This window comes from Pseudomonas sp. TH34 (genome assembly GCF_016650865.1).
Taxonomy (GTDB): domain Bacteria; phylum Pseudomonadota; class Gammaproteobacteria; order Pseudomonadales; family Pseudomonadaceae; genus Aquipseudomonas; species Aquipseudomonas yamanorum.
This window is the reverse complement of sequence record NZ_JAEKFB010000018.1, coordinates 164,768-187,728: the sequence shown is the minus strand read 5'-3', so window position 1 is coordinate 187,728 and position 22,961 is coordinate 164,768. Positions and strand designations below refer to the sequence as shown.

Here is a 22,961-nt window from a genome sequence, read left to right as displayed (position 1 = left end):
TTCTGGCTGCGCAGTATGCGACTAAACGCGGCCTGTACGACAGACCGGAGACGCAGTTAAGCTGGCCACACTTTGTTGGAGTTCATCGAATGCTGACCCTCGGAAATATCTTCGTGCTGATGCTGCTGGCGACCGGTGCCGCCTGGCTGTGGCACAACCACGGCCTGCGCGAGCGGGCGCTGGAACGGGTCAAGCAGCACTGCGCCAAGCTCGACATTGAGCTGCTCGATGGCGCCGTGGCGTTGAAGCGTATCGGTTTTGTGAAGGATGCCAGCGGTCGGCGGCGTTTGGCACGGATCTACAACTTTGAATTCACCGTGACCGGCGAAACGCGGCACCCGGGGACCATCACCCAGTTCGGCGCCCACAGCGCGCAAATCGAGCTGGCGCCCTACCCGTTTGAGATCAAGACGCCACTGCCCAGCGCCGAGATCATCGAGCTAAGCCAGTGGCGCCAGGAGCATGGCAGCAGCAAGACCCGTCACTGACGGCAATCGGCTAACGCGTCCTGTAATTGCGCAACATCCTGCGCTTCACTGAAGATCAATTCGATACGCGAATCCCGGCGCCATTCGCTGGACTGCCAGGCGAACGCGGCGTTATCCACAGCGTTGGCCGATACCCAGCCGCCGAGGCTGTGGATAACCAGTTTTGCCCTCCGCCAATCCAGCGACTCCAGCCATTGCTGCAAGCGCTGCCGGTCGAATTGCTGGCTTGGATGCCAGCGCCAACCAATGCTCCAGCCACCCTCCTGGCCCTGACTCAGGCAAATCGGCGCCGACGGATCAGTCCAGATGGCCGGCATTTGCCCCACGCCTTTGGGCACCTCGAAGTTATCCACAGCCGCTGCGGCTTGAGCGTTCAAACCCGGCAATTGCGCCAGGGGTAGATGCGCCTGCTGAGTCCAATAGATCGGCCGGTCAGGCAATTGCCCTTGAATCACCAGGCGCTGCGCTTCACTTAGGGCTTCATTCTTGTTCAATACCAACAGCCCGGCGCTGGCCAATGCCTCACGTTGGGCATCAGGTAATGGCTTGCCCGCCGCCAACGCCTGGGCATCCAGTACCAGCACGCACGGCTGCACCGCCAGCACCTGCTGCCAGGGCGCTTCCCGCAATTGCTTGAGCAGTTGAGCCGGATGCCCCAACCCGGACGGCTCTATAAACAGCCGGTCGGGCTTGGCCTTACGTAACAAACGGCCCAGTCCTACCTGGAACGGCGCACCGTTGACGCAACACAGGCAGCCACCCGCCACTTCCCCGAGGGCAATACCGTCGTCCTCACGGGTCAGCAACGCGGCATCCAGGCCAATCTGCCCGAATTCATTGATCAACACCGCCCATCGCTCGTTGGCCGGGCGCTGAGCCAGCAGGTGTTTGATCAGGCTGGTCTTGCCGGCGCCCAGAGGCCCGGCAATCACGTGCGTGGGAATGTTCTGCAGCATGGTGGACATCATTCAGACCGTGTAGAGAGGTTTGATCCTACCCGGTTACGCCAACCAATCCAGCGTCAGGATCAACCGTCGCTCATTCGCTTGCAGCTGCGGGGAACGGTGGATCAGGCCAAAGCCTTCGTTGCCGTGCCATTTTTCGCCCTTGAGCAACGCCACTTCACCGCAGTGGATTTGCTCAATGCGCGCTTCCGGCTCCGCGCTCGCCTGACTCAGGTGCCGCCGCTCCATCACGCCTTCACGCAACCACTGGCTACCGATGCCGGCGTAAGTGGTGATCAGCCGCACCGGCACATGGTCCACGTGAAAACGCGGGCACATCGCTTTGTCCAGCAGCCGCAGGCGCACGCCGATGCGCTTGGCGCCCAGCAAACAGGCAAAGGCGCTGACCAGCCACGACACATCGGCGATAAAGCCTTCGTAACCTTCAAGGTCGCGGCTACCTGACGCGAAGTCCTGCAGGTTCGGCTCGGTGTCTTCGCTGTTCAACTCAACCACCAGCGACTCGGCCAACGGCTCATTGAGCGCCACCAGCAACGCGCCGAACTCGGCGATGTGCAGCGGCAACTGACGCTGCCACACCGCGAGATTCACGCCATCTTCAAGGATATCGGTGAGCACGGCCGGGGTTTCACCGTGAGTCTGGCGAATCACCGGGCGCAGTTTCAGGGTCGGTGCCAACATCAGGCAGCCTCTTCGAACCAAGGGCCAAAGGGATCAGCCAACAAGCGCCAGCCTTCGACGCCTGTGGCCATTTCATCGTCAGTGAGCAGGCAGGCGTCCAGCTCGGCGGTCATCTGTGCGAAGTCGATGTTCTGGCCGATAAACACCAGTTCCTGGCGGCAATCGCCGGTACTCGGCTGCCAGTTGTTCATGATCGCGGCGACACCCTCCTCGTCCTGCGGCCACTGGGTTTTTGGCACGAAACGCCACCAGCGTCCGGCGAAACCATGGCGCATCAGGCCGCCGGCCTGGGACCAACTGCCGGCGTCCTGGTGTTTGCTGGCCAGCCAGAAAAAGCCCTTGGAGCGCAGCAGTTTTCCATTCACCCAAGGCCGGTCGATAAAGTCGAAAAAACGCTGCGGATGGAATGGTCGGCGGGCGCGATACGCGGTGGAGGCGATGCCGTATTCCTCGGCTTCCGGCACGTGCTCGCCACGCAATTCCTGCAACCATCCGGGTGCCTGGGACGCGCGTTCGAAGTCGAAACGACCGGTGTTGAGGATCTTCGCCAGCGGCACTTCGCCCATGACCATCGGGATGATTTCCGCTTGGGCATTCAGGCGCTCCAGGATCGCCATCAGCTCCTGACGCTCACTGCTGCTGATCAGGTCGATCTTGCTGATGAGGATCACGTCGGCGAATTCAATCTGCTCGATCAGCAGGTCGGTGATCGAGCGTTCGTCTTCTTCACCCAGGGTTTCGCCCCGCGACGCCAGGCTTTCGGCAGCCTGGTAGTCGAGCAGAAAGTTCATGCCGTCGACCACGGTGACCATGGTGTCGAGCCGAGCGATATCCGCCAGGCTCTGGCCTTCCTCATCGCGAAAGGTGAAGGTTTCCGCCACCGGCAACGGCTCGGAGATGCCGGTGGATTCAATCAGCAGGTAATCGAACCGACCTTCCTTGGCGAGCTTTCCGACTTCCTCCAGCAAGTCTTCGCGCAAGGTGCAGCAGATGCAGCCGTTGCTCATCTCCACCAGTTTTTCTTCGGAGCGATTGAGGGTGACGTCGCGCTGGACCTCACTGCCATCGATGTTGATTTCGCTCATGTCGTTGACGATCACCGCCACCCGCAGGTTTTCGCGGTTGCGCAGGACGTAGTTGAGCAGCGTGCTTTTACCGGCGCCGAGGAATCCGGACAGCACAGTAACGGGGAGACGATTGGGCATCAGGTATTCCTCATCAGGGTTGGCCGGTCAAATCGCCCGTTGATGGCGTTCGCGCAGCTCTTCACGTTCTTTGGCTTCGATACACAGGGTGGCCGTGGGGCGCAGCAACAGGCGCTTGAGGCCGATGGGCTCGCCGGTTTCACGGCACCAGCCGTATTCGCCTCGGGCCAGGTGCTCCAAGGCCTCGTCGATCTTGTCCAACAGCTTCTTTTCGCGCTCCAGCAGGCGCAGTTGCCATTGGCGCTGTTCTTCAGCACTGCCCACATCGGCGGGATCGCTGTTGGGTTCCTGTTCGCGCAGCACCATGAATTCGGCATCGATGCGCGCTTGCAGCTCATTACGCTGGGCCAGCAACAGCTCGCGGAAGAAACCTTGCTGGGCTTCATTCATGTAGTCGGCGGAGGGTTGGGCGAGAAGGTCTTGTTCGGTCATTGGAGGTGGTTCACGGGTCAGGCTGTCTTTTAATGTTATAGTATAACAATACAAATAAGCCAATCCCGCTTGCTCGCGACGACGAAGGGCGCAATGCTGGCAGGCGAAAACGCCCCGAGAACCTCTATGAAATACCTGTTGTGCGCTGTGTTGCTGATGGTGGCGAGCCTGGCCAACGCCCAGGTGCCCAGCCTGCTGGCCAACTGCACCCGCAGCGCCAACCTGCTGGCGTGCGTCGACGCGCAGGGCAATGCCTACAGCGTCGCGACGGCGGGCAGCACCACGTATTTGCGGGGTTTCGAGGTGATCGGCAAACGCTACTGGGCACAGACCAACAGCCGCTACGGGCAGCTGACGTTCTTTACCGGGTTGGCGTCCGATGGTGAGGCGTGGGTGGGCTACACGCGGCGAGTGGGCTGGACCACCATCAACCGGTTTTCCAGTTCTGGTGGAGCCAGCGCCAAATTCACCTGCAGCCGGATTACCGGCTGTTAGACCTGGCCATTCTTCTGTTCCTGAACCCAGGCCATGTAGCTGTTCATCGGCGGGTTCTTCTGGAAGTAGTTCTTCAACCCTTCAAATAAACCGTCTGCCACGGCCTGTTGATGGCGTGCGGTGACCAGCCGCTGGGCGTCCTGGGTGTTGGAGATAAACCCGGTTTCCACCAGGATCGACGGCACGTCCGGTGACTTGAGTACCGCAAAGCCGGCCTGTTCCACGCGTTTTTGATGCAGCGAGGTGATGCTTTGCAGGCTGCCCAGCACCGAGCTGCCCAGTTGCAGGCTGGAGGCGATGGTGGCGTTCATCGACATGTCGAGAATGACGCCGGCTAGCATCGGGTCCTTGTCCTTGAGGTTGAGCAACGTGGTAGCGCCCAACAGGTCGGCACCGTTCTCCCGCTGTGCCATGAACCGCGCCGTGGCGGACGTCGCACCGCCTTCAGACAACGCATAGACAGAAGCGCCTGACGCCGTAAGCCGTGGCGCCGCATCAGCGTGCACCGAGATAAACATGTCGGCCTTGTGCTGACGGGCGATGTCCACGCGTTTACGCAGCGGCACGAAGAAATCGTCGTTGCGCACCAGCTTCACATCGAAGCCCTTCTCACGCTTCAAGCGCTTGGCCAGCAATTGGGCGATGGACAGCACCACGTCTTTTTCACGCTGGCCTTTGGAGCCGATTGCACCAGGGTCCTTTCCGCCATGGCCGGGGTCGACCACCACGATGATGTCGCGTTTCGGATGCGCTTTGTCTACCGGCGCCGGCACGGGGGCAGCCAGCGCGGCCGGTGCCGCAGCGATTTGCATAGGCGCATGAGTGGCCGTTGTCAGGTCCAGCACGAGGCGGTGGCCCTGGCCATCCTGCGGCGGCAGCAGAAAGCTGTTGAGCTGCATCGGCGCCTTCAAATCCAGCACGATCCGCGTATCACCCTGGCCAAAGTGCCCCGAGCGAATCGAGGTAATGCCGCTGTTGGTCAGGGCCAGTTGGCTGAAATCCCCGGTCAACTTCGCGCCGCTCAAATCAATGATCAACCGCTCCGGCGCGGTCAGGGTGAAGGTCTTGTATTGCACCGGGCCGCTTAGATCCAGCACCAGCCGCAGCTTGTTATCCGAGCGCCACAACCGTGCATTGCGGATCTGCGCGGCAGATACACCAAAGGGCAGGGTGAACACCGCGCTGGCCAGCAGCAGGTTGAGGAGTTGACGTCTGTGCATGACTTACACCGCAAATAAAGGAGCATCCGTACTCGACATGACTGAATAAAAGACAGAGCAGAAAAACTTTCGTCGATTCAATTGTAATAATATAACATGTCTTTTTATTTCCAACGATGGACTGCTCATGAACGCGCTGACTCTGCCCGATATCGCCGCGCAGGCTTCACGCCAAGCCTTGCCGCTGGATTGGGTGGGCATGTGCGGCATTGCCCTGCCCATTCAGATCGACGGCCAGCGCCTCAGCGCCAAGGCCGATGCAGGCGTCAGCCTGGACGACGGCGAAGCGCGTGGCATTCATATGTCGCGGCTTTATCTGGCGCTGGAGATGCTTGAACAGCAGCCGCTTACGCCAGCACTGCTGCGCAGTGTATTGCAACGTTTTCTCGACAGTCATGAAGGTTTATCCACAAATGCCTACCTGCGGATTCATGCGGATCTGCTGCTGAAACGCCCCGCTTTGGTCAGCCCGTTGGCGGGCTGGAAAAGCTATCCGGTGAGCATCGAAGCCCGTCTGGAAAACCAGATGTTCCACGTGGAACTAAAAATTGACGTTACTTACTCTTCAACCTGCCCGTGCTCGGCTGCCCTCGCCAGGCAATTGATTCAGCAGCAATTTATCGAAGACTTCGCCGGCACACCGCTGCAACACGAAGACGTGCTGACCTGGCTCGGCAGTGCAAACGGCATCGTCGCCACGCCCCACAGCCAGCGCAGCAGCGCGCTGTTGCAGGTCCGCCTTCAAGGCGACCAGCCAACCCTGCCGCTGACGCAACTGATCGACGAAACCGAAGCAGCCCTTGGCACCGCCGTACAAACCGCCGTAAAGCGCGCGGACGAACAAGCCTTCGCCCTGGCCAACGGGCAGAACCTGATGTTCTGCGAAGACGCCGCCCGCCGCCTGAACCTCGCCTTGAAACGCTCGGATGCGGTCATTGCCTTCCACTTGAAAGTGATCCACGCCGAAAGCCTGCACGCGCACGATGCCGTGGCTGAAAGCCGCTGGACGAGACCTTCCGAATGATCACCTGCACCGCTTTGCGCTGGGGCGCCCCCGGCCAACCACTGACCCCTGCCGTCGATTTCACCCTGGAAAAAGGCAGTCTCACCGGCATCATCGGCGCCAACGGCACCGGCAAAAGCAGCCTGCTGAAAGTCATCGCCGGCTTGCAGAAGCCCTTGGCCGGGAAAGTGACGATTGAGGTTCCACGCCGTGGTGGCCTGTCGTTCCTGCCCCAACAACAGAACCTCGACCGCCAGTTCCCCATCAGCCTGCAAGAGTTGGTGGCCGCCGGCTTCTGGGGCAACAAGCAAACCCCGCAACAACGCACCGAACGCCTGAGCGCCGTACTCGAAGACTGGTGCCTCAGTGGCCTGGAGCATCGGCCGTTGATGGCCTTGTCCGGTGGCGAACTGCAACGCGCCCTGCTCGCCCGCATGAGTTTGGCCGAGTCCCCGATATTGCTGCTGGACGAACCCCACGCCGCCCTCGACGAAGACGGCCAGGCGCTGTGCTGGAAACACATCCACGCCTGGCATGACGAAGGTCGCACGGTGGTCGTGGTGTGCCATGACCTCGGCTCGGTCCGCCAACACACCCAGCAAGTGGTGCAGATCAAAAGCAGCGGTTGCGTGTTCGGCTCAAGCAAAGAGCTGATCCGCCCCCAGCCACACATGCAGGTGGCCTGATGCACTTCGCCGCTCACCTGTGGATGCCGTTTCTCGACTTCGTTTTCATGCGCCGCGCCCTCGTCGGCGGGCTGGTATTGGCATGCAGCACGGCGCCGCTGGGAGTGTTCCTGATCCTGCGTCGCATGAGCCTGATCGGTGACGCGGTGTCCCACGGCATCCTCCCCGGCGCCGCCCTGGGCTTCTGGTTTGCCGGGCTGAGCCTGCCCGCGCTGACCATCGGTGGCCTGGGCGCCGGCCTGAGCATGGCCGGCCTCGCCGCCTGGATCACCCGCCGCACGGGCCTTAAGGAAGACGCGAGCCTCGCCGCCATCTACCCAATCTCCCTGGCCAGCGGCGTGCTGATTCTTGGCCTCGCCGGCAAACGCCTGGACCTGCTGCACCTGCTGTTCGGCTCGGCCCTGGCGGTCGACGGCCCGACCCTCACCGGCATGCTCTGGGTCTCGGGCTTCAGCCTGATCGCCATGGTGGTGATCTACAAACCGCTGCTGCTGGACACCCTCGACCCGCTGTTCCTGCAAACCGTCAGCCGCCTCGGCCCCTTGGCTCACGGGCTGTTCCTGACGCTGGTGGTGTTGAACCTGGTGATCGGCTTCCAGGCCATCGGCGCCTTGATGGTGGTCGGCCTGATGATGTTGCCGGCAATTGCTTCACGTTTCTGGAGCCGGCGCCTGCCGGTGTTGATCGCCATATCAGCGGTGCTGGGATGCCTGTCGGTGTGGCTTGGCTTGTTGCTGTCGTTCTACTACTCGCTGCCCAGCGGCCCGGCGATTGTGCTGGTGGCTGGCGGCTTGTACCTGCTGTCCGTGGTCTTCGGTCCGGTGCACGGCTTGCTGCGCCGCCCGCCTTTGCTTACATCCCAATGAGGTGTTTCCCGATGCGCGCTCTACTCGTGCTGTTCAGTGTGTTGCTGCCGCTGTCGTTCGCGACGGCCCAGGCTGCCGACAAGCTTCAGGTGGTTACCAGCTTCAGTATTCTTGACGACATGACCCACCAGGTCGGTGGCGATCATATCCAGATCAGCAACATGGTCGGCCCCGACGCCGACGCCCACACCTACGAACCGACGCCCGACGATGCCAAGGCCCTGCTCAAGGCCAAGGTCATCATCAAGAACGGCCTGGGCTTCGAGCCGTGGCTGGATCGCTTGGTCACCAGCACCGAAACCAAGGCCACCGTGGTCACCGCCAGTAAAGGCGTGCTGTCCCACACCATGGAAGAAGACGGCGAGACCATTCCCGACCCACACGCCTGGCACAACCTGGCCAACACCGTGATCTACGTGAACAACATCACCAAGGCGCTGATCGCTGCCGACCCGGCCAACAAGGCGGACTACGAGCACAACAGCCAGGTGTACCTGAAAGAAATCTACCGCCTGCTGGCTGAAGCCAAAGCCAAGTTCGGCGCCCTGCCACCGGGCAACCGTCGCATCGTGACCTCCCATGACGCCTTCGGTTACCTGGGTCAGGCCTACGGTATCGAGTTCCTGTCGCCTCAAGGTTTGTCCACCGAACGTGAACCGTCTGCTGCCGAAGTCGCCACGCTGATCACCCAGATCCGCAAGGACAAGGTCAAGGCCGTGTTCATGGAAAACATCAAGGACTCGCGCCTGCTCAAGCAGATCGCGGACGAAAGTGGCGCGCAAATCGGTGGCACGCTGTACTCGGACGCCCTGGCATCAGAAGGCCCGGCCAGCACCTTTACCGGCCTGTTCGAATACAACCTCAACACCCTGTGCGCGGCCCTGAGCAAGCCATGAAGCTGAGCATGCTCGACCTGGAAAAGGCTGCCATCGGCAGCCGCTTTCCACTCGAACGCGTGCTCGACGCCCTGCCGTGGAACAGCGATGGCCTGATCGCCGCCATCGCCCAGCAACACGGCAGCGGCGAGGTGTTGATGCTGGCCTGGATGAACCGCCCGGCCCTCGAAGAAACCCTGGCCACCGGGCAGGTCTGCTACTGGTCCCGCTCGCGCCAGCAGCTGTGGCGCAAAGGCGAGACCTCCGGCCACTGGCAACTGCTGGTGGAGGCGCGCCTGGATTGCGACGGCGACGCCGTATTGCTGATCGTCGACCAGCAAGGCCCGGCCTGCCACACCGGGCGACCCACCTGTTTCTACAACGCCATCGACGGCCGCCACGTACACATCCTCACTGCGCCCCTCCAGGAGCCTGCCCCATGATCCGCAAGAACCCTTCCGGTGATCTGCCCGTGATTGCCGAATCGGCCTACGTCGACAAAACCGCAATCATCTGCGGCAAGGTCATCATCGGCGAAAACGTGTTTGTCGGCCCTTACGCGGTGATCCGCGCCGACGAAGTCGACGCCAATGGCGACATGGACCCGATCACCATCGGCGCCAATTCAAATATCCAGGACGGCGTGGTGATCCACTCCAAATCCGGCGCCGCCGTGAACATCGGCGAGTTCACCTCCATCGCCCACCGTTCCATCGTTCATGGCCCGTGCACCGTCGGCGACCGGGTCTTCATCGGCTTCAACAGTGTGCTGTTCAACTGCGTCGTCGGCGACGGCTGCGTGGTGCGGCACAACTCGGTGGTCGATGGCCGCGATTTGCCCGCCGCGTTCTACGTGCCTTCCACCACCCGCATCGGCCCCAACACCGACCTGTCCCAGTTTCCGCCGGTGAGTGTCAGCGCTTCGGAGTTTTCCGAAGACGTGGCGCGCACCAACGTCGACCTGGTGCTGGGTTACAAAGCCCTGCAAAACGAGTTCTGACCATGAGCCGCCTGCTGATCCGCAACGCCCGCCTGGTGAACGAAGGCCAGGAATTCGAGGCTGACCTGCTGGTCGCCAATGGCCGTATCGAGAAGATCGCCAGCAGCATCGACAACGCCAATGCCACCGTGGAAATCGACGCCCAAGGCCAGTGGCTACTACCGGGGATGATCGACGACCAGGTGCACTTCCGTGAACCCGGCGCGCCGGACAAAGGCAGCTTCTACAGTGAATCCCGCGCGGCGGTGGCCGGTGGCATCACCAGTTTCATGGACATGCCCAACACCAACCCGGCGACGTTGAACCTGGACGCCCTGGCCGACAAGAAGCGCCGCGCGGCCCTGCATTCGGTGGCCAACTATGGCTTTCACTTTGGGGTGAGCAACGACAACCTCGACATCGTGGCCGCGTTGGACCCACGCGAAGTCGCCGGTGTGAAAGTGTTCATGGGCGCCTCCACCGGCAATATGCTGGTGGATGACCCGAAGATTCTCGAACGCCTGTTCGCCGAGGTGCCGACCATTCTCCTGGCCCACTGCGAGCACACGCCCAGCATCCAGGCCAGCGAGCAACGGATGCGCGAGCGCTTCGGCGAGCACATTCCTGCTGTGGCTCATCCGCTGATTCGTGATGCCGAAGCCTGCTATCGCTCGTCGTCTTTGGCGGTGGAACTGGCCAAGCGGCATGGCACGCGCCTGCATGTGTTGCACATCACCAGCGCCCGGGAGTTGGTGCTGTTCGAAGACAAACCTCTGGCGGAAAAACGCATCACGGCGGAGGTGTGCCTGCATCACCTCTTGTTCGATGACCGCGACTACGCGCACCTCGGCCACCAGATCAAATGCAACCCGGCCATCAAGACACGCGCCGACCGCAACGCCCTGCGCCTGGCATTGTTGAGTGATCGTCTGGATGTAATTGGCAGTGACCATGCGCCGCACACCTGGGCGCAAAAACAGCTGCCGTATCGTGAGGCGCCGTCAGGCTTGCCGCTGGTGCAACACGCCCTGCCGGCGCTGCTGGAATTGGTGGCCGACGGCCTGCTGCCGCTGACTACTCTGGTGGCGAAAACCAGCCATCGCGTTGCTGACCTGTTTGCGATCCCCGACCGTGGCTACCTGCGGGAAGGCTATTGGGCCGACCTTGTGCTGATCAAACCCGAACCCCAAGGCAAGCCCGTCAGCAGCCAGCCGATTATGGCCCGTTGCGGCTGGACGCCCTTTGCCGGGCGCAGCTTCCGGCACAGCGTCAGCACCACCCTGGTCTCCGGCCACCTGGCCTGGCACGACGGGCGCGTGCACGACAGTTGCCAAGGGCTGCCGCTGCACTTCCAGCGTTGAAGAGAGCTATGAGTTGGCACCCCAATCAACTGTGGGAGCTGGCTTGCCTGCGATTGCGGTGTGCCAGTCAACCTGATTGGCACTGATAAACCGCTATCGCAGGCAAGCCACACAATTCTATCGGGGTACCTCTCAGTTAAGCGCGCGGTTTGACGGTGCCGCAGTCGCTGCCCAACCACTGCGCGTGGGTGTCCAGGCTGCCCTTCTGCTGAACGCCGGTAGCGTTGAAGGTGCCGTTCACCGTGGTGGTGAATTCCTGTTGGCTCTGGAACGTCGCCACGCCAGTGCCCTGGGCTTTCGGGCAGCTGAAGCGGAATTTCCACTGGTTGCCGGTCTTGTCCGTCACCTGCTGTTTGCAACCCGATTGCGGGTCCGTCAACGGGATGGAATCGGACGCCACCTGGGCTGGAGTCAGGCACACCTGGACGCCTTTGCCGGCCATGGTGATGCCTTGCTTCTCAAGCATGGCGCGTTGTTCCGGGGTCATCTGTTGCTTGAGCTGACCGAGGATCAGCGACAAGTCCGGCAGGTCCTGGTTATCGACCTTCATGTTGCTGGTGGTCAGTTCCCACAAGCCCGGCGCCAGCATCTGCGCTTGCGCCGCCACGGGCAGCGTTAAACCAACAACCATGGCCAAACCAAGCAGACGAGCATTCATCGGGTAACTCCTGGGCAATTGTCGGCGTTAGACGCCGCAAAAGCGCCAGTGTTGCACAGCAAATAAAATAGCGACATTCGTGGCCGAACATGGTCTGTTAGGCACTTGTTCGTCAGGAGTACCGTTGTCCATGGATTTCTTTGGCCCGCACCTGCTCGCCTATTTCATTGCCACCCTGCATTTTCTGGGCACCCTCGCCGCCATCCATGCGGTGCTGACCGTCAGGACCGCCCAAGGCTCGATTGCCTGGGCGTTGTCGCTGATGTTCATCCCCTACCTGACGCTGATTCCCTACCTGATCTTTGGCCGGAGCACTTTCGACGCCTACATTCAGGCGCGGCGCCAGGCCAACCAGGAAATGCACAAGGCGATCACCGAGCTGAACTGGCGCCCATGGGTTGAAGAGGCATTGGCCGCGCGCAACTCCCAGGCCTACGCTTCGCTACGGGCCATGCCCAAGCTGGGGCGCATGCCCTGCCTGGCGAACAACCAGGTGCGCTTGTTGATCAATGGCGAGGCCACCTTCAGCGCGATTTTCGAGGCGATCCGCTCGGCAAAAACCGCCGTGCTGTTCCAGTTCTTCATCATTCATGACGACGAGCTCGGCCGCCAACTGCACACCTTGCTTAAGGAAAAGGCCGCCGAAGGCGTGTCGATTTTCGTCTTGTATGACCGTATCGGTAGCCATGCCCTGCCCCATCGTTATGTGCAATCACTGCGGGACGCCGGGGTGCAGGTCAAGGCATTCGCCACGCGTAGCGGCTGGCTCAATCGCTTCCAGGTCAACTTCCGCAACCACCGCAAGATCGTGGTGGTCGACGGCATTACCGGGTTTGTCGGCGGGCATAACGTCGGCGATGAATACCTGGGCAAGAAACCACCTTTGGCACCGTGGCGTGACACCCATGTGCAAGTCAGCGGCCCGGTGGTGGCGTGCTTGCAGGAATCCTTTGCCGAAGACTGGTTCTGGGCCGCGCGTGAGTTGCCGCCGCTGCTGCTGCCGGATACCTACCCGGACGACGGCGTGCTCTGCCAATTACTCGCCAGCGGCCCGGCGGATCCCTACGAAACCTGCTCGCTGTTTTTCGTCGAGGCGATTCATGCGGCGACCGAGCGGGTGTGGATAACCAGCCCGTATTTCATTCCTGATGAGGCGGTGTTTGCGGCGTTGAGGTTGGCGGTATTGCGCGGTGTCGACGTGCGCCTGCTGCTGCCGTCACGGCCGGACCACCGCATCGTCTACGCCGCCTCCAGCCTGTATGCGATCGAAGCGGTGCGCGCGGGCGTGCGGGTCTTCCGCTACACGCCGGGGTTCCTGCATCAGAAAGTGGTGTTGGTGGACAGTGAAATCAGCGCCATCGGCAGTGCGAACCTGGATAACCGTTCATTCCGGCTGAATTTCGAAGTGATGTTGCTGACCGTGGATGAGACCTTCGCCAGCCAGGTAGAGCAAATGCTGCTGGAAGACTTCGCCCTGGCTCATGAAATCAGCCAGGAAGAAAACCGCCAGACCCACCGCCTGCAACAACTGGGCATGCGGGTCGCGCGGCTTATTTCCCCAATTTTGTAAGGCTTGCACCGAACCCAATGTGGGAGCGGGCTTGCTCGCGAAAGCGGAGTGTCAGTCACTGAATGTGTTTCTGATACAACGCCTTCGCGAGCAAGCCCGCTCCCACATTTAGATCACCGGTACCATTGCTTACTGGTAAAGGTCATCCCGCGTCCACGGCAGCTCATGGCTACCATCGGCATGGGGTTTCACCGCCAGAATCTGGTGCAGGTTGATCCAGCCCCTGGCAAACGCATACGCGCAGCCGGCCAGGTACAGGCGCCAGATGCGCAATGCCTGCTCCGGCACCATCTTGCCCGCCGCCTCCAGGTTATCTTCCAGGCGCTCGCTCCAATGGTCCAGCGTGCGCGCGTAATGCAGGCGCAGGCTTTCGACGTCGACCACTTCCAGCCCGACTTCGCTGATCTCGGCGGTCATCATCGCCAGGTGCGGCAGCTCGCCATTGGGAAACACATAGCGCTCGATAAAGTCCCCGGCGCCACGGCCCACAGGCCGGCCATCCGTGTGCTTGGCGGTAATGCCGTGGTTCATCACCAGGCCGCCCTCACGCACCGCGCCATAGAGAATCTTGCAGTACTCCGCCAGGTTGGCGTGACCGACGTGTTCAAACATCCCCACGCTCACCACCTTGTCGAACCGGCCATCCTGGGGCAAGTCGCGGTAGTCCAGCAGCGTCAGCTCTACCTGGTCTTCCAGGCCTTCGGCTTTCACCCTTTCCTGGGCCAGCTCCAGCTGTTCCTTGCTCAGGGTGATACCAAACACCTTGACCCCGAATTCCCGCGCGGCATAGCGCGCCAGCCCGCCCCAACCGCAGCCCACATCGAGCAGATACTCCCCCGGCTGCAGCCGCAGTTTGCGGCACAGGTGGCGGAATTTGTCTTGTTGGGCTTGATCGAGGGATTCACTGCCGGTCTCGAAATACCCGCAGGAATAGGCCATGTCACGGTCCAGCCACAGCTGGTAGAACTCGTTGGACAGGTCGTAATGGTAGGAAATAGCCGCTGCGTCGGTGGCCTTGTCGTGGATCGAGCGCACCGGACGGGTGTCCTCGTCGTCATCAACCAAGGCATGACTCAGCTCGTCAACGACCCTGATCACTTCGGAAATGGAGCCTTCCAGCTCCAGTTTGCCCTCGACGAAGGCTTCGCCCAATGAATCGAGCGTCGGATGGCTAAGCTTTGAAACCATCATGGGGTCCTTGACCACAATGGTGACGCTGGGATCCGGGCCCAGGTTGAATTCATGGCCGTCCCAGAGTCGAAGACGCAGCGGTAGCTGAAGATTCTGTAAGGCCGGTGGAAGTTGCGCGAGCATGAGTAGTCCCCCCTTGTTTCAGACGTCTGAAATGAGGGTAGACCATCCACGGAAAAATTAGCAGGCTATCGAAACAATAGCCCTTTTCTATGGTGCCCGCCGCTGGAGCAAACCCTCCTGGACCCACTGTTTCAGCCAAGTAACCGCTTGCAATGGCGCGCCCTCTTGGTAAGTGACTGCCAACTCGGCACACAGTTCGGAAAAACTCCAGCCGCTGGTGACCATGCCGGTCAGCGCGCCGTCTTCAGCCGCTTCCAGGCTGCGGTACTGGCAAACATTCTGATGGCGCCAGACCAGGCAGACCTGCGCCAACGGCAAGGCCTCGCTGCCGGGAAAGTCCCACTCGCCCTTGCTGGCACGCCAGATACCCAGGCTGTTGAAATCACACGTCACCTTCTGCACCGAAGGTGCGAGCTGCACGTGCAACCCGGGCCAGTCTTCAGGCGGCAGCGTTGCCATGTCTTGCAGGGTCAACGGCTCGCCTTGCGGTGCATCAAAGGCCAGGGTGAAGGCCCATTCCAGCCGCGCCAGCTCGGCCAGCGGAGCGCCCTGCTCGGCATAATGTTCAACGATAAACCCGGGGAACCGCTCGCCGAACCAACGCAGGCTGTAATGGGCCGAGGGGTAACGCCGGATATAGGCCGAACCCAACTGCGCAAACTCATCGTCCCCCAGCCAATACCAGACGGCGCTGAAGTCATCGCGCAGCACTTCCTGCAACCGTGCGTGATAGGCGTTGTGGTAAATCGCCAGGCCCGTCTCGACATCCAGGGTCGGGCCGCCGATCAAGGTGGCACTGAAGCTGTTGCTGGCAGTGGACGTCTCGGCCAGCAAGTGCTGTTCAAAGGCCAACTGCCAATCGATCAGGCGCATAACGCTCTCCTGTCCAACGCGCTCGCGCCCAGTTCACGGGCCTTGTTCAGCTCGTCGAGCAGCTCCTGGAATGGCGGGAAATGGTCATCGCGTTCCAGCAAGGTCGAGACGGGTCCAAGGTGCTCCAGGGTCTGCTGATACAGCGCCCACACGGGATCGCATACCGGATGGTCGTGCGTGTCGATCACGTAGTCACCGTAATCCATGTGCCCGGCCAGGTGCAGTTGGCGGATGCTTTCGGGCGGCAGGTTGCGAATGAATTCCCAGGCGTCGAACCCGTGATTGCGCGAGCTGACGTAGACGTTATTCACATCCAGCAGCAGCTGGCAGCCGGTGAGATGGGTCAGGGCGTTGAGAAATTCCCACTCGGTAAACTCATCCGCCTTGGAGCGCACATAGCTGGAGACGTTTTCCAGCACGAAGGGACGCTGCAACACATCCTGCACCTGCCGGACGCGACCGGCGACGTGGTACAGGCTTTCTTCGGTGTATGGCAGCGGCAGCAGGTCATGCAACTGGTGCGCGTTGCCGCGGCTCCAGCACAAGTGGTCGGAAACCCACGCCGGCTGGATGCGTTCGGAGAGCTGCTTGAGTTGTTTCAGGTAATCGATATCGAGGGCATGGGGTCCACCAATGGACAGGGACACGCCATGCATCACCAGGGGATAACGCTCGGCTATCGCGTCCAGGTAGTACAAGGCCTTGCCGCCCTGCACCAGATAATTCTCGGAGATCACTTCGAACCAATCCACGGCCGGCGATTGTTCAAGGATCTGCTGGTAGTACTCGCTGCGTAAACCCAGGCCGTAACCCAGACTCGGAAGGGAAGCGGACATAAAAACACTCCTGGGGAAAGTGTCCGCAGCGGAGGGGGTGCCCGCTGCGGTTGCACTCGGTTACCGGTTACTCGCCGACTTTGCCGCCTTTCTGATCGCACATCGCTTTGCTCATCGACAGGAAGCCCTGGCCTTTGCAAGAACCCATGCCTTTGCAAGCGTGGTCTTTGGTTTTGCAGTCGTTCTGGCCTTTGCAGGCGTTGACGCCATAGCAATGGACCTGGGCGTCTGCTGCCTGCACCTGAGTGGCAACACCGGCAAACATGCCAGCAGCGGCGATAGCGAGGGCGGCACCAGCAGCAGCGGATTTGATGTTCATTGTGTATTCCTCATGATCGGTAGTGGAGTCGGTCTGAACGGATTGTTCAGTCTCGACATAGCACTAGAGTGAGGTCCCCCCATGGCGTTACAGCGAGACTGAAAAATTTATTCCTCGAGTTTCAATAACGGCTCCTGGAACCGCAACAGACGCCCTGCATTACCCAGCACCAGCAGCGTACTGAGGTTGTGCAACACCGCCGCAATCATCGCTCCCGCCGCGCCCAGCCAGCCAAATGCGGCGAACACCACGATCGCCAACGTCCAGCCCAGGCCGATGATCACATTGACCTGCAACGTGTGCCGGCACTGGCGACTCAAGCGCACACAGGTACCCAAGCGCCGCAGGTCGCTACCGATCAGCACCACATCCGCCGACGCCAAGGCGATATCCGCCCCGCCCGCGCCCATCGCCACGCCGACCACACCCGCCTTGAGCGCCAGGGAATCGTTGATCCCGTCGCCCACCACCATTGGCCGGAAGCCGCTGCCGATTTCCCCCAGCACGCGGTTGAGCTTGTCTTCCGGCAAAGCCTGGGCTTCGACGTCGCTGATGCCCACTTCCAACGCCAGGCTGTCGGCCACGCTTTGGCGGTCGCCCGTCAGCAACAGTTGGCGACCCAGGCCCAGTTCACGCAGCTCCTTCATCGCCTGGCGGGCTTCAGGTTTCACGCTGTCCGCCAGCAACAGCCAGGCGAGGAATTGCCCGTTCAGCGCCAGCCCGGCAATCGGGCCATCGTGGTTAGGGACTGCCGTGGTCGGGATGCCCAGTTGTTCAAACAATTCCGGCCGACCGAGGGCGGCTTCGCCCTGCCCGGTCTGCGCGACCACACCGAGGCCCTGGCGCTCGCGAATATCCGACAGCACCAGCATTTGTTCCTGAGTCGCCAACCCCGCCAATGCCCGGCTGACCGGGTGGCTGCTGGCGGAGCCGAGGCTGGCCGCCAGGTTGAGCAGCACTTGCCGATCCGGCTCGCGGGTGTCGATGGACTGCAAACGCAGGGTGCCAAACGTCAGAGTGCCGGTCTTGTCGACCACCAGTGACGTCAGGTCTGCAAGCTCTTCGAGAAATGCCGAGCTGCGAATCAGAATGCCGTGACGCGCCGCCACCGCAATGCCCGCAATTGCCGTGGCCGGAGCCGACAACACCAATGCACACGGGCATGCAGCCACCAGCACCGCGAGCATCGCCTGGGCGTCATTGGTGACAAACCAGGTGACCGCCGCCAGCAACAGCACCAGCACCATATAACTGCCGGCGTAGCGCTCCAGCAATCGGGTGATCGGCGGCTTGGAACGTTCGGCGCTCTGCATCAGGGCGATGACTTTGCCCAGGGTCGACTCATTGCCGGTGCGGGTCACTTCCAGGCGCAGCAGGCCGTCGAGGTTGATCGCGCCACCAAACACCTGCACGCCAACACTGGCCTCAAGCGGCACCGATTCGCCGGTGATCGGCGCAGTGTCCAGGCTGGCCTGGCCCGACAGCACCACGCCATCGGCGGGCACCCGGTCACCGGCACGCACTTCGACGATATCGCCGGTCTTCAGGATGCCGTTGTCGACTTCCAGAATGGTCCCGTCCGCCTGCACCAGGCGCGCATGGCTGCGGGTCAGTTTGCCTAGGGCATGAATCGCTTCCTGGGAGCCGATGACACTGCGCTCTTCCAGCACATGGCCGAAGATCATGATGATCGGCAGCAGCGCAGCGGTCAGTAGGTCGCCGGTGGCCCAGGCGCCGAGCATGGCCAGGGCGATCAGTTGGTCGGTGATGCCATGCAGGCTCGGATAACGCAGGCTGTACCAGGCCGAGCGCATCACGGGCACGGCCACCAGCAACGAGGCGACGCCCAGCAGCAGTTGGCTCACGCCGGTCTGGTCCGGCGCCAGCCAGCGCCATACCAGGCCCAGGCTGAGCAAGCCCAAGGCGAGCATTGCCAGGGTCAGTTGCCGGGCGGCGCTGCGTTGTTCGGCCGATGAGAGCATCGGGGCGGCGTGGGCGGTCATTGTTCGGCTCCCTGAATGATCAGGCGGGAATCGTCTTTAGGGTCAACCGTGGTCACGGAGCCGGCCTGGCCGAGAATCTTCGGCAGGCGTTCGCGGTACAGGCGCAGCAGCAGGCCGGGGTCTTTGACCTGGGCCAGGCTGGCGACGGTGGCGGTTTGTGCCTGGGCGTTGGCCAGACGCTCGCTGGCCTGGGCGTGAGCTACCTGGACAGCACGGTCGGCGTCCTGGTTGGCGGTCTGGGTGAGTTTCTCGGCGTCGGTGCGCGCATTGGCTACGGCCTTGTCGGCTTGCTGGCTGGCGGTCAGTACCGCGTTGAAGGCGTTGACCGCCGGGCCCGGCAGGCTAGATTGCACATCGACCCGGGTGACTTCGATGCCCAGGCCAAGGCCGGTGGACGTCAGGTCGGCCAGGCGTTGATTGATGCCTCGCACCAGATCACCGCGCAGCCGTTCGCGGCGTTCGGCAGCCTGGTTGTCGGCGCCGATCAGCTCGGGGCGCGCCACCAGAATGGTGTCCAGGTCTCGCGCAGCGGTCAGCACCACGGCGCTGCGGGTGACCAGTCGATCCAGCGCCGGCAGAACATGATCGCCCTGCAACACAAATGCATAGGGCTCGGTAACCTTGTAGAAGACCCGCACATCCAGTTGCACCACCCCGGCATCGCCGGTCAGCAGGTAGCCGGAGCCGGCCAGGGCGTCGCTCAGCGGCGTGGCAAAACTGGCCACGCGGTCGGCTTGGGTGGCCGCATCGGAACGCAGCAGGTTCTCCACCCGGCGCTCGATTACCCGGTCCGCTGCGGGCAACAGCACCACTTGCTCGAACGGACGCGGCCAGGCCAGCAGCAGCCCGGCATTCTGGATCCGGTCCAGCGCGCCGAAGTGCAACACCACGGCGCGGTTCTGCGGGTCGATCTGCCGCACGTTGGAAAACGCCCATGCCAATGCGGCCAACACCGTCACCGCATACAGCGCCAGGAACGTCAGCCGTCCAGCCTGGATCCACGGGCTGTCGAGGCTTTCCCGCTCACTCATGGCTGAATATCCTTCGGCCCATCCACCAAAGCGCGGAACGGCGCAGCGTCGGTGCGCAGGATGATTTTGGTACCCGGTGTGACAACTGTGCCCAGGGTGTCGAGTGAGCGCAGCAGGTTGTACAACTGCGGATTGCCGGCGTAGGCCCGGCCATAAATCTGCGCGGCTTCGACCCGGGATTGCGCTTCGATATCGGCGGCTTTCACCGTGGCGTCGGCCTGGACGATCCGCGCATCACGCTCGGCAGCCGAACGAATCTGCGCCGCCTCACGCTTGCCCACGGCCGTGCGTTCAGTGGCGATGGTCTCGCGCTCGGCGCGCATGCGGTCGACGGTGGCGGCGAGGGTCACCGAGGGCAAGGTCAGCCGTTCAACGCCCACCTGCACCACGCGCACGCCGTAGGTAGTGAGCAATTGTTGATCAATCTGCTGGCGCAGTTGCGCTTCAAAATCAGCAATACGCACCTGGCTGGCATCGGTGTTCACCAGGTTGGCCAGGTCGAAACTGGCGGCGGTGGTTTCCAGCGCCGAGCCGACAAAGGTGCGAATCTGCCGCGCCGCTTCATCCGGCTGATTCTGCACCGCGCGCATAAAGCGCTGCACATTGTCGGGGTCGCCCTGCACCTGCCAGGCCACGTAGGCCTGCACGATGATTCGCAGGCCATCGCGGGTGCCCACATCCTGCAAACCGCTGGAGGTGGTGCGCAGGCGCAGGTCCACCGGGATCGCCGCTTCGAACGGGGCGGGCCAGCGCCAGCCCAGGCCAGGTTCCAGCAATACCCGCGACGGGTTGCCGAAACGGGTAATCACCGTGGCTTCACCGGAACGCACCTGCACCAGGCTCGCCGCGGCGACGGCGAACAGCACCAGCAACACCGCCCAGCCCATACGCCGCCAAGGGAACGGGCCGGCTTCCTGTTCATCACCGTGATGGTGATGATGATGGCCGTGGTGGTGACCATGGCCCGCGTGATCGTGAGAATGAGCGCTCAACAGATGAACTCCTTATTGAACGGCTTTACGCGGCACCGCAGGGTCAGCCGGTAAGGTAAAGGAACGCAGATCGATGGTCGGTGCGCCACTGGCGCCCAGGCGATGATCAAGAATGAGTAATTTGGCGTGGGCCAGGCCCTGGCTCAGTTGGCTCAGGTACTGCTCCAGCACGAAGGCCTGGCCCGCTTGTTGATAGGCCTTTTGTTCGGCGCTGAAGCGCAGGTCTGCTGCCTGGGCGCCAGCACTGACTTCGTGAGCCGTGGCCTGGGCCTGGTCGCGGGCGGTGCTGGCTTGCAGCAACGCCTGGTTGGTTTGCTCGCTGGCAGCGCCGCGCTCTCGGGAAATCAGCGCCTGGGCGCCAATCTGTGCGGCCTGAACCGCGTGGTAAGCGTTGGCCGCACCGGAAGGCGGGTGAATGGCTTCCACCACGGTGGCGAGGATTTCCACGCCGCTGTCGAGTGTCTTCAGGTCCGCTTGCACCGCCTTGCCAATGTCATCGGCGAGGTTGTTGCGTTCTTCACCCAGCAATTCATCGAGGGTTCGCGAGGCAAATTCGTGGACGAGGATGCGGCTGGCGGTACTGCGGATGAGCGTGGGCACATCGGCACTGTTATAGGTGGCGGCGAGTGCGGCCTGGTCGGTCAAGCCGATGCGGTACACGAAGCGCACATCCATATTGACGATCTGGAAGCTCTGTTTGTCGCCGCTGCTGCTGGCAATCACCTGGGCTTTGTCATTCACATGGGTAGCGTCCCAGAGGCGGTTGGCGATCAACGGCGCCGGGCCCTCGGCCGGAGCGACGTCGGTGTTTGCCGCTTCGCCAACGCTGGTGGCCAGCTCATGGACCACGCCGTTCTCCACGTTCAGCACGCGGCCCAGCGGCCACGGCAAACCGGCATGCAGGCCAGGCCCGAAGACCTCCACCGGCTTGCCAAAGCGTTCATAAATCCCACGGCTTTGCAGAGCGACTTCATGCACGCCGGTCAGCAACCAACCTACAGCCAGCACCACCACCAGTACCGGCAGGAACGCCCGGCGCATGTAGGTAAAGGCCCAGATCTGTCGCAGGTCGATGCCGAAACGGTTGTGCAGTTCGTGCTGCAAGGCGAGCAACGGTTGCGGCGGCCAGCGCAGCATCCCGGCGATAAAACTTTGCGCCATCAGGCGCGGTTCAAGCCGCTCTTGGCGCGGGCTGAACAGCGACAGCAAGCCTCTTAACAGAAACTCCAGCGCCACCAGGGCCGGCAACAGGCCGATCAACACGGCCAGGCGCAGCGGCCAGACGGATTCTTCACCGGCGAACAGCAGACAAATCGCACTGATCACCAGGCAGATAATCGCCACCCGGCTCAATTGCGCGAGTTGCGCGGCTTCCGGCCATTGGGCGGTGCTTTCCTGGGCCATGCGGCGTTCAAACACCAGCAAGCCGAATGCCAGTGCCAAGGCAATGGCCGCGCCCACACTGGCAGCCTGGCCCACTGCAGCGGCGGGCAAGGTTAGGCTCCAGAATTCCAGGACGCTGAACAGCGCCAGCAACGACCAGCCACACAGCCAGAACACCGGCGCGCCAATTTGCACCAGCAAGCCATTGCCGACGCGACCGAACTGCCGGTTAAGCCAGCCAGGTTCTTCTTGTGGCAGCGGCTGCTCGATCAGCCGTGCAGCCGGCTCCTCCAGCGCCATGGCCCGCCAATCCGCGACCCACCAGGCCGACTGAACACCGGCCACCAGCACCAGCAATGCCGAGGCGCAGTTGATCAGTACCACCGGCCAGATCGACAGCGGGGCGAACAGCGCCACAAACAGCGCCAGCATCCAGCCGCCGACCGCCAGCACCGTCAGGGCAATGCCGGCCTGCCTTAAACGGCGGGCATGAAACAACCCTTGCTGAAACCGCGGCAACCCTTCGATGGCCACGTCATCAGCGTCTAGATCCACTCGCATCCCCAAACGCCCACCCAGAAACAATTAGTTACTCTATAACCCGAAGCGTGAAATTTTTGTTTGGTTTCACACAGATAGTGACGAAAGCCCCAGAAACAGGAGCCATCACTGGTTTCAACCGTGATAAATCGGCACACTCCCCAGAGTTTTTCGCGGGCTTACGGA

The 22,961-nt window shown here is 62.0% G+C and carries 24 protein-coding genes; 10 read left to right on the top strand and 14 right to left on the bottom strand.

The genetic code is table 11. The features are described from left to right. Positions 1-89 precede the first annotated feature (89 nt). A complete protein-coding gene (locus JFU58_RS11620) occupies positions 90-488 on the top strand; it encodes a DUF3301 domain-containing protein (RefSeq protein ID WP_017476780.1) in 399 nt (132 codons plus the stop codon). Here JFU58_RS11620 and JFU58_RS11615 read toward each other — a convergent pair. The 4 genes from JFU58_RS11615 to dksA are packed head-to-tail and all read right to left on the bottom strand — an operon-like array spanning position 482 to position 3,771. Beyond that, entirely contained in the window at positions 482-1,444 is a 963-nt protein-coding gene (locus tag JFU58_RS11615) for a CobW family GTP-binding protein (protein WP_201140713.1), read from the bottom strand. The two genes, JFU58_RS11620 and JFU58_RS11615, sit on opposite strands and share 7 nt — an antisense overlap. A gap of 45 nt (positions 1,445-1,489) precedes the next feature. Further along, on the bottom strand, positions 1,490-2,134 hold the full coding sequence (locus tag JFU58_RS11610; protein WP_201140711.1) for a DUF1826 domain-containing protein: 645 nt from the start codon (positions 2,132-2,134) through the stop codon (positions 1,490-1,492). Beyond that, entirely contained in the window at positions 2,134-3,339 is a 1,206-nt protein-coding gene (gene zigA / locus JFU58_RS11605; protein WP_201140709.1) for a zinc metallochaperone GTPase ZigA, read from the bottom strand. Before zigA ends, JFU58_RS11610 begins: the two co-directional genes overlap by 1 nt. A gap of 27 nt (positions 3,340-3,366) precedes the next feature. Beyond that, positions 3,367-3,771, bottom strand: a complete 405-nt coding sequence (gene dksA, locus JFU58_RS11600; RefSeq protein WP_063033783.1) for an RNA polymerase-binding protein DksA — start codon at positions 3,769-3,771, stop codon at positions 3,367-3,369. Positions 3,772-3,897: 126 nt separating this feature from the next. Here dksA and JFU58_RS11595 point away from each other — a divergent pair, with 126 nt between their 5' ends. Further along, positions 3,898-4,266, top strand: coding sequence for a glutamine synthetase (locus tag JFU58_RS11595; protein ID WP_201140707.1), 369 nt, complete (start codon positions 3,898-3,900; stop codon positions 4,264-4,266). Here JFU58_RS11595 and JFU58_RS11590 read toward each other — a convergent pair. After that, positions 4,263-5,486 (bottom strand): N-acetylmuramoyl-L-alanine amidase, encoded by a 1,224-nt coding sequence (locus JFU58_RS11590; RefSeq protein WP_177069882.1) that lies wholly within the window; start codon positions 5,484-5,486, stop codon positions 4,263-4,265. The two genes, JFU58_RS11595 and JFU58_RS11590, sit on opposite strands and share 4 nt — an antisense overlap. Positions 5,487-5,613: 127 nt before the next feature. Here JFU58_RS11590 and folE2 point away from each other — a divergent pair, with 127 nt between their 5' ends. From folE2 to JFU58_RS11555, 7 genes are read left to right on the top strand one after another with little or no spacing between them, the layout of a single operon-like run. Next, a complete protein-coding gene (gene folE2, locus JFU58_RS11585) occupies positions 5,614-6,510 on the top strand; it encodes a GTP cyclohydrolase FolE2 (protein ID WP_201140706.1) in 897 nt (298 codons plus the stop codon). Further along, complete coding sequence (locus tag JFU58_RS11580) at positions 6,507-7,175, top strand: metal ABC transporter ATP-binding protein (protein ID WP_177069880.1); 669 nt, start codon at positions 6,507-6,509, stop codon at positions 7,173-7,175. Before folE2 ends, JFU58_RS11580 begins: the two co-directional genes overlap by 4 nt. Further along, the gene (locus JFU58_RS11575; RefSeq protein ID WP_063033778.1) at positions 7,175-8,041 is read left to right on the top strand and encodes a metal ABC transporter permease; all 867 of its coding nucleotides are present in this window, start codon (positions 7,175-7,177) and stop codon (positions 8,039-8,041) included. The genes JFU58_RS11580 and JFU58_RS11575 overlap by 1 nt, the downstream gene beginning before the upstream one ends. Before the next feature lie 11 nt (positions 8,042-8,052). Continuing rightward, positions 8,053-8,937 (top strand): metal ABC transporter substrate-binding protein, encoded by an 885-nt coding sequence (locus tag JFU58_RS11570; protein WP_201140704.1) that lies wholly within the window; start codon positions 8,053-8,055, stop codon positions 8,935-8,937. Further along, positions 8,934-9,359 carry a phosphoribosyl-AMP cyclohydrolase gene (gene hisI, locus JFU58_RS11565; protein ID WP_063033776.1) on the top strand — a complete coding sequence of 142 codons (426 nt, stop codon included), beginning with the start codon at positions 8,934-8,936 and terminating at the stop codon, positions 9,357-9,359. The genes JFU58_RS11570 and hisI overlap by 4 nt, the downstream gene beginning before the upstream one ends. Then, the gene (locus JFU58_RS11560; RefSeq protein WP_201140702.1) at positions 9,356-9,916 is read left to right on the top strand and encodes a gamma carbonic anhydrase family protein; all 561 of its coding nucleotides are present in this window, start codon (positions 9,356-9,358) and stop codon (positions 9,914-9,916) included. The genes hisI and JFU58_RS11560 overlap by 4 nt, the downstream gene beginning before the upstream one ends. 2 nt (positions 9,917-9,918) lie before the next feature. After that, positions 9,919-11,256, top strand: coding sequence for a dihydroorotase (locus tag JFU58_RS11555; protein ID WP_201140701.1), 1,338 nt, complete (start codon positions 9,919-9,921; stop codon positions 11,254-11,256). Between the two features lie 136 nt (positions 11,257-11,392). On the opposite strand, the gene JFU58_RS11550 is transcribed toward JFU58_RS11555, so the two are convergent. Next, positions 11,393-11,914, bottom strand: a complete 522-nt coding sequence (locus tag JFU58_RS11550; RefSeq protein WP_063033774.1) for a DUF3617 domain-containing protein — start codon at positions 11,912-11,914, stop codon at positions 11,393-11,395. Positions 11,915-12,044: 130 nt separating this feature from the next. On the opposite strand from JFU58_RS11550, the gene cls reads away from it, so the two are divergent. Beyond that, the gene (gene cls, locus JFU58_RS11545) at positions 12,045-13,484 is read left to right on the top strand and encodes a cardiolipin synthase (protein ID WP_093203502.1); all 1,440 of its coding nucleotides are present in this window, start codon (positions 12,045-12,047) and stop codon (positions 13,482-13,484) included. 129 nt (positions 13,485-13,613) lie between these two features. Here the strand turns inward: cls and cfaB are convergent, their stop codons facing one another. The 8 genes from cfaB to hflK (JFU58_RS11505) all read right to left on the bottom strand — a co-directional run bounded on the left by cfaB (position 13,614) and on the right by hflK (JFU58_RS11505) (position 22,796). Continuing rightward, complete coding sequence (gene cfaB / locus JFU58_RS11540) at positions 13,614-14,798, bottom strand: C17 cyclopropane fatty acid synthase CfaB (protein WP_063033772.1); 1,185 nt, start codon at positions 14,796-14,798, stop codon at positions 13,614-13,616. 87 nt (positions 14,799-14,885) lie between these two features. Then, positions 14,886-15,671 carry an HvfC/BufC N-terminal domain-containing protein gene (locus JFU58_RS11535; RefSeq protein WP_201140700.1) on the bottom strand — a complete coding sequence of 262 codons (786 nt, stop codon included), beginning with the start codon at positions 15,669-15,671 and terminating at the stop codon, positions 14,886-14,888. Then, the gene (gene bufB / locus JFU58_RS11530; RefSeq protein ID WP_201140699.1) at positions 15,662-16,507 is read right to left on the bottom strand and encodes an MNIO family bufferin maturase; all 846 of its coding nucleotides are present in this window, start codon (positions 16,505-16,507) and stop codon (positions 15,662-15,664) included. Before bufB ends, JFU58_RS11535 begins: the two co-directional genes overlap by 10 nt. Positions 16,508-16,574: 67 nt before the next feature. Continuing rightward, the gene (gene bufA2 / locus JFU58_RS11525) at positions 16,575-16,826 is read right to left on the bottom strand and encodes a BufA2 family periplasmic bufferin-type metallophore (RefSeq protein WP_003213503.1); all 252 of its coding nucleotides are present in this window, start codon (positions 16,824-16,826) and stop codon (positions 16,575-16,577) included. 107 nt (positions 16,827-16,933) lie between these two features. Beyond that, positions 16,934-18,829, bottom strand: a complete 1,896-nt coding sequence (locus JFU58_RS11520) for a cation-translocating P-type ATPase (protein ID WP_177025250.1) — start codon at positions 18,827-18,829, stop codon at positions 16,934-16,936. Beyond that, positions 18,826-19,860 carry a protease modulator HflK gene (gene hflK, locus JFU58_RS11515; RefSeq protein ID WP_063033768.1) on the bottom strand — a complete coding sequence of 345 codons (1,035 nt, stop codon included), beginning with the start codon at positions 19,858-19,860 and terminating at the stop codon, positions 18,826-18,828. Before hflK (JFU58_RS11515) ends, JFU58_RS11520 begins: the two co-directional genes overlap by 4 nt. Further along, entirely contained in the window at positions 19,857-20,855 is a 999-nt protein-coding gene (gene hflC, locus JFU58_RS11510) for a protease modulator HflC (RefSeq protein ID WP_167410192.1), read from the bottom strand. The genes hflK (JFU58_RS11515) and hflC overlap by 4 nt, the downstream gene beginning before the upstream one ends. A gap of 9 nt (positions 20,856-20,864) precedes the next feature. Continuing rightward, positions 20,865-22,796 (bottom strand): protease modulator HflK, encoded by a 1,932-nt coding sequence (gene hflK / locus JFU58_RS11505; RefSeq protein WP_093203484.1) that lies wholly within the window; start codon positions 22,794-22,796, stop codon positions 20,865-20,867. Positions 22,797-22,961: the final 165 nt, after the last annotated feature.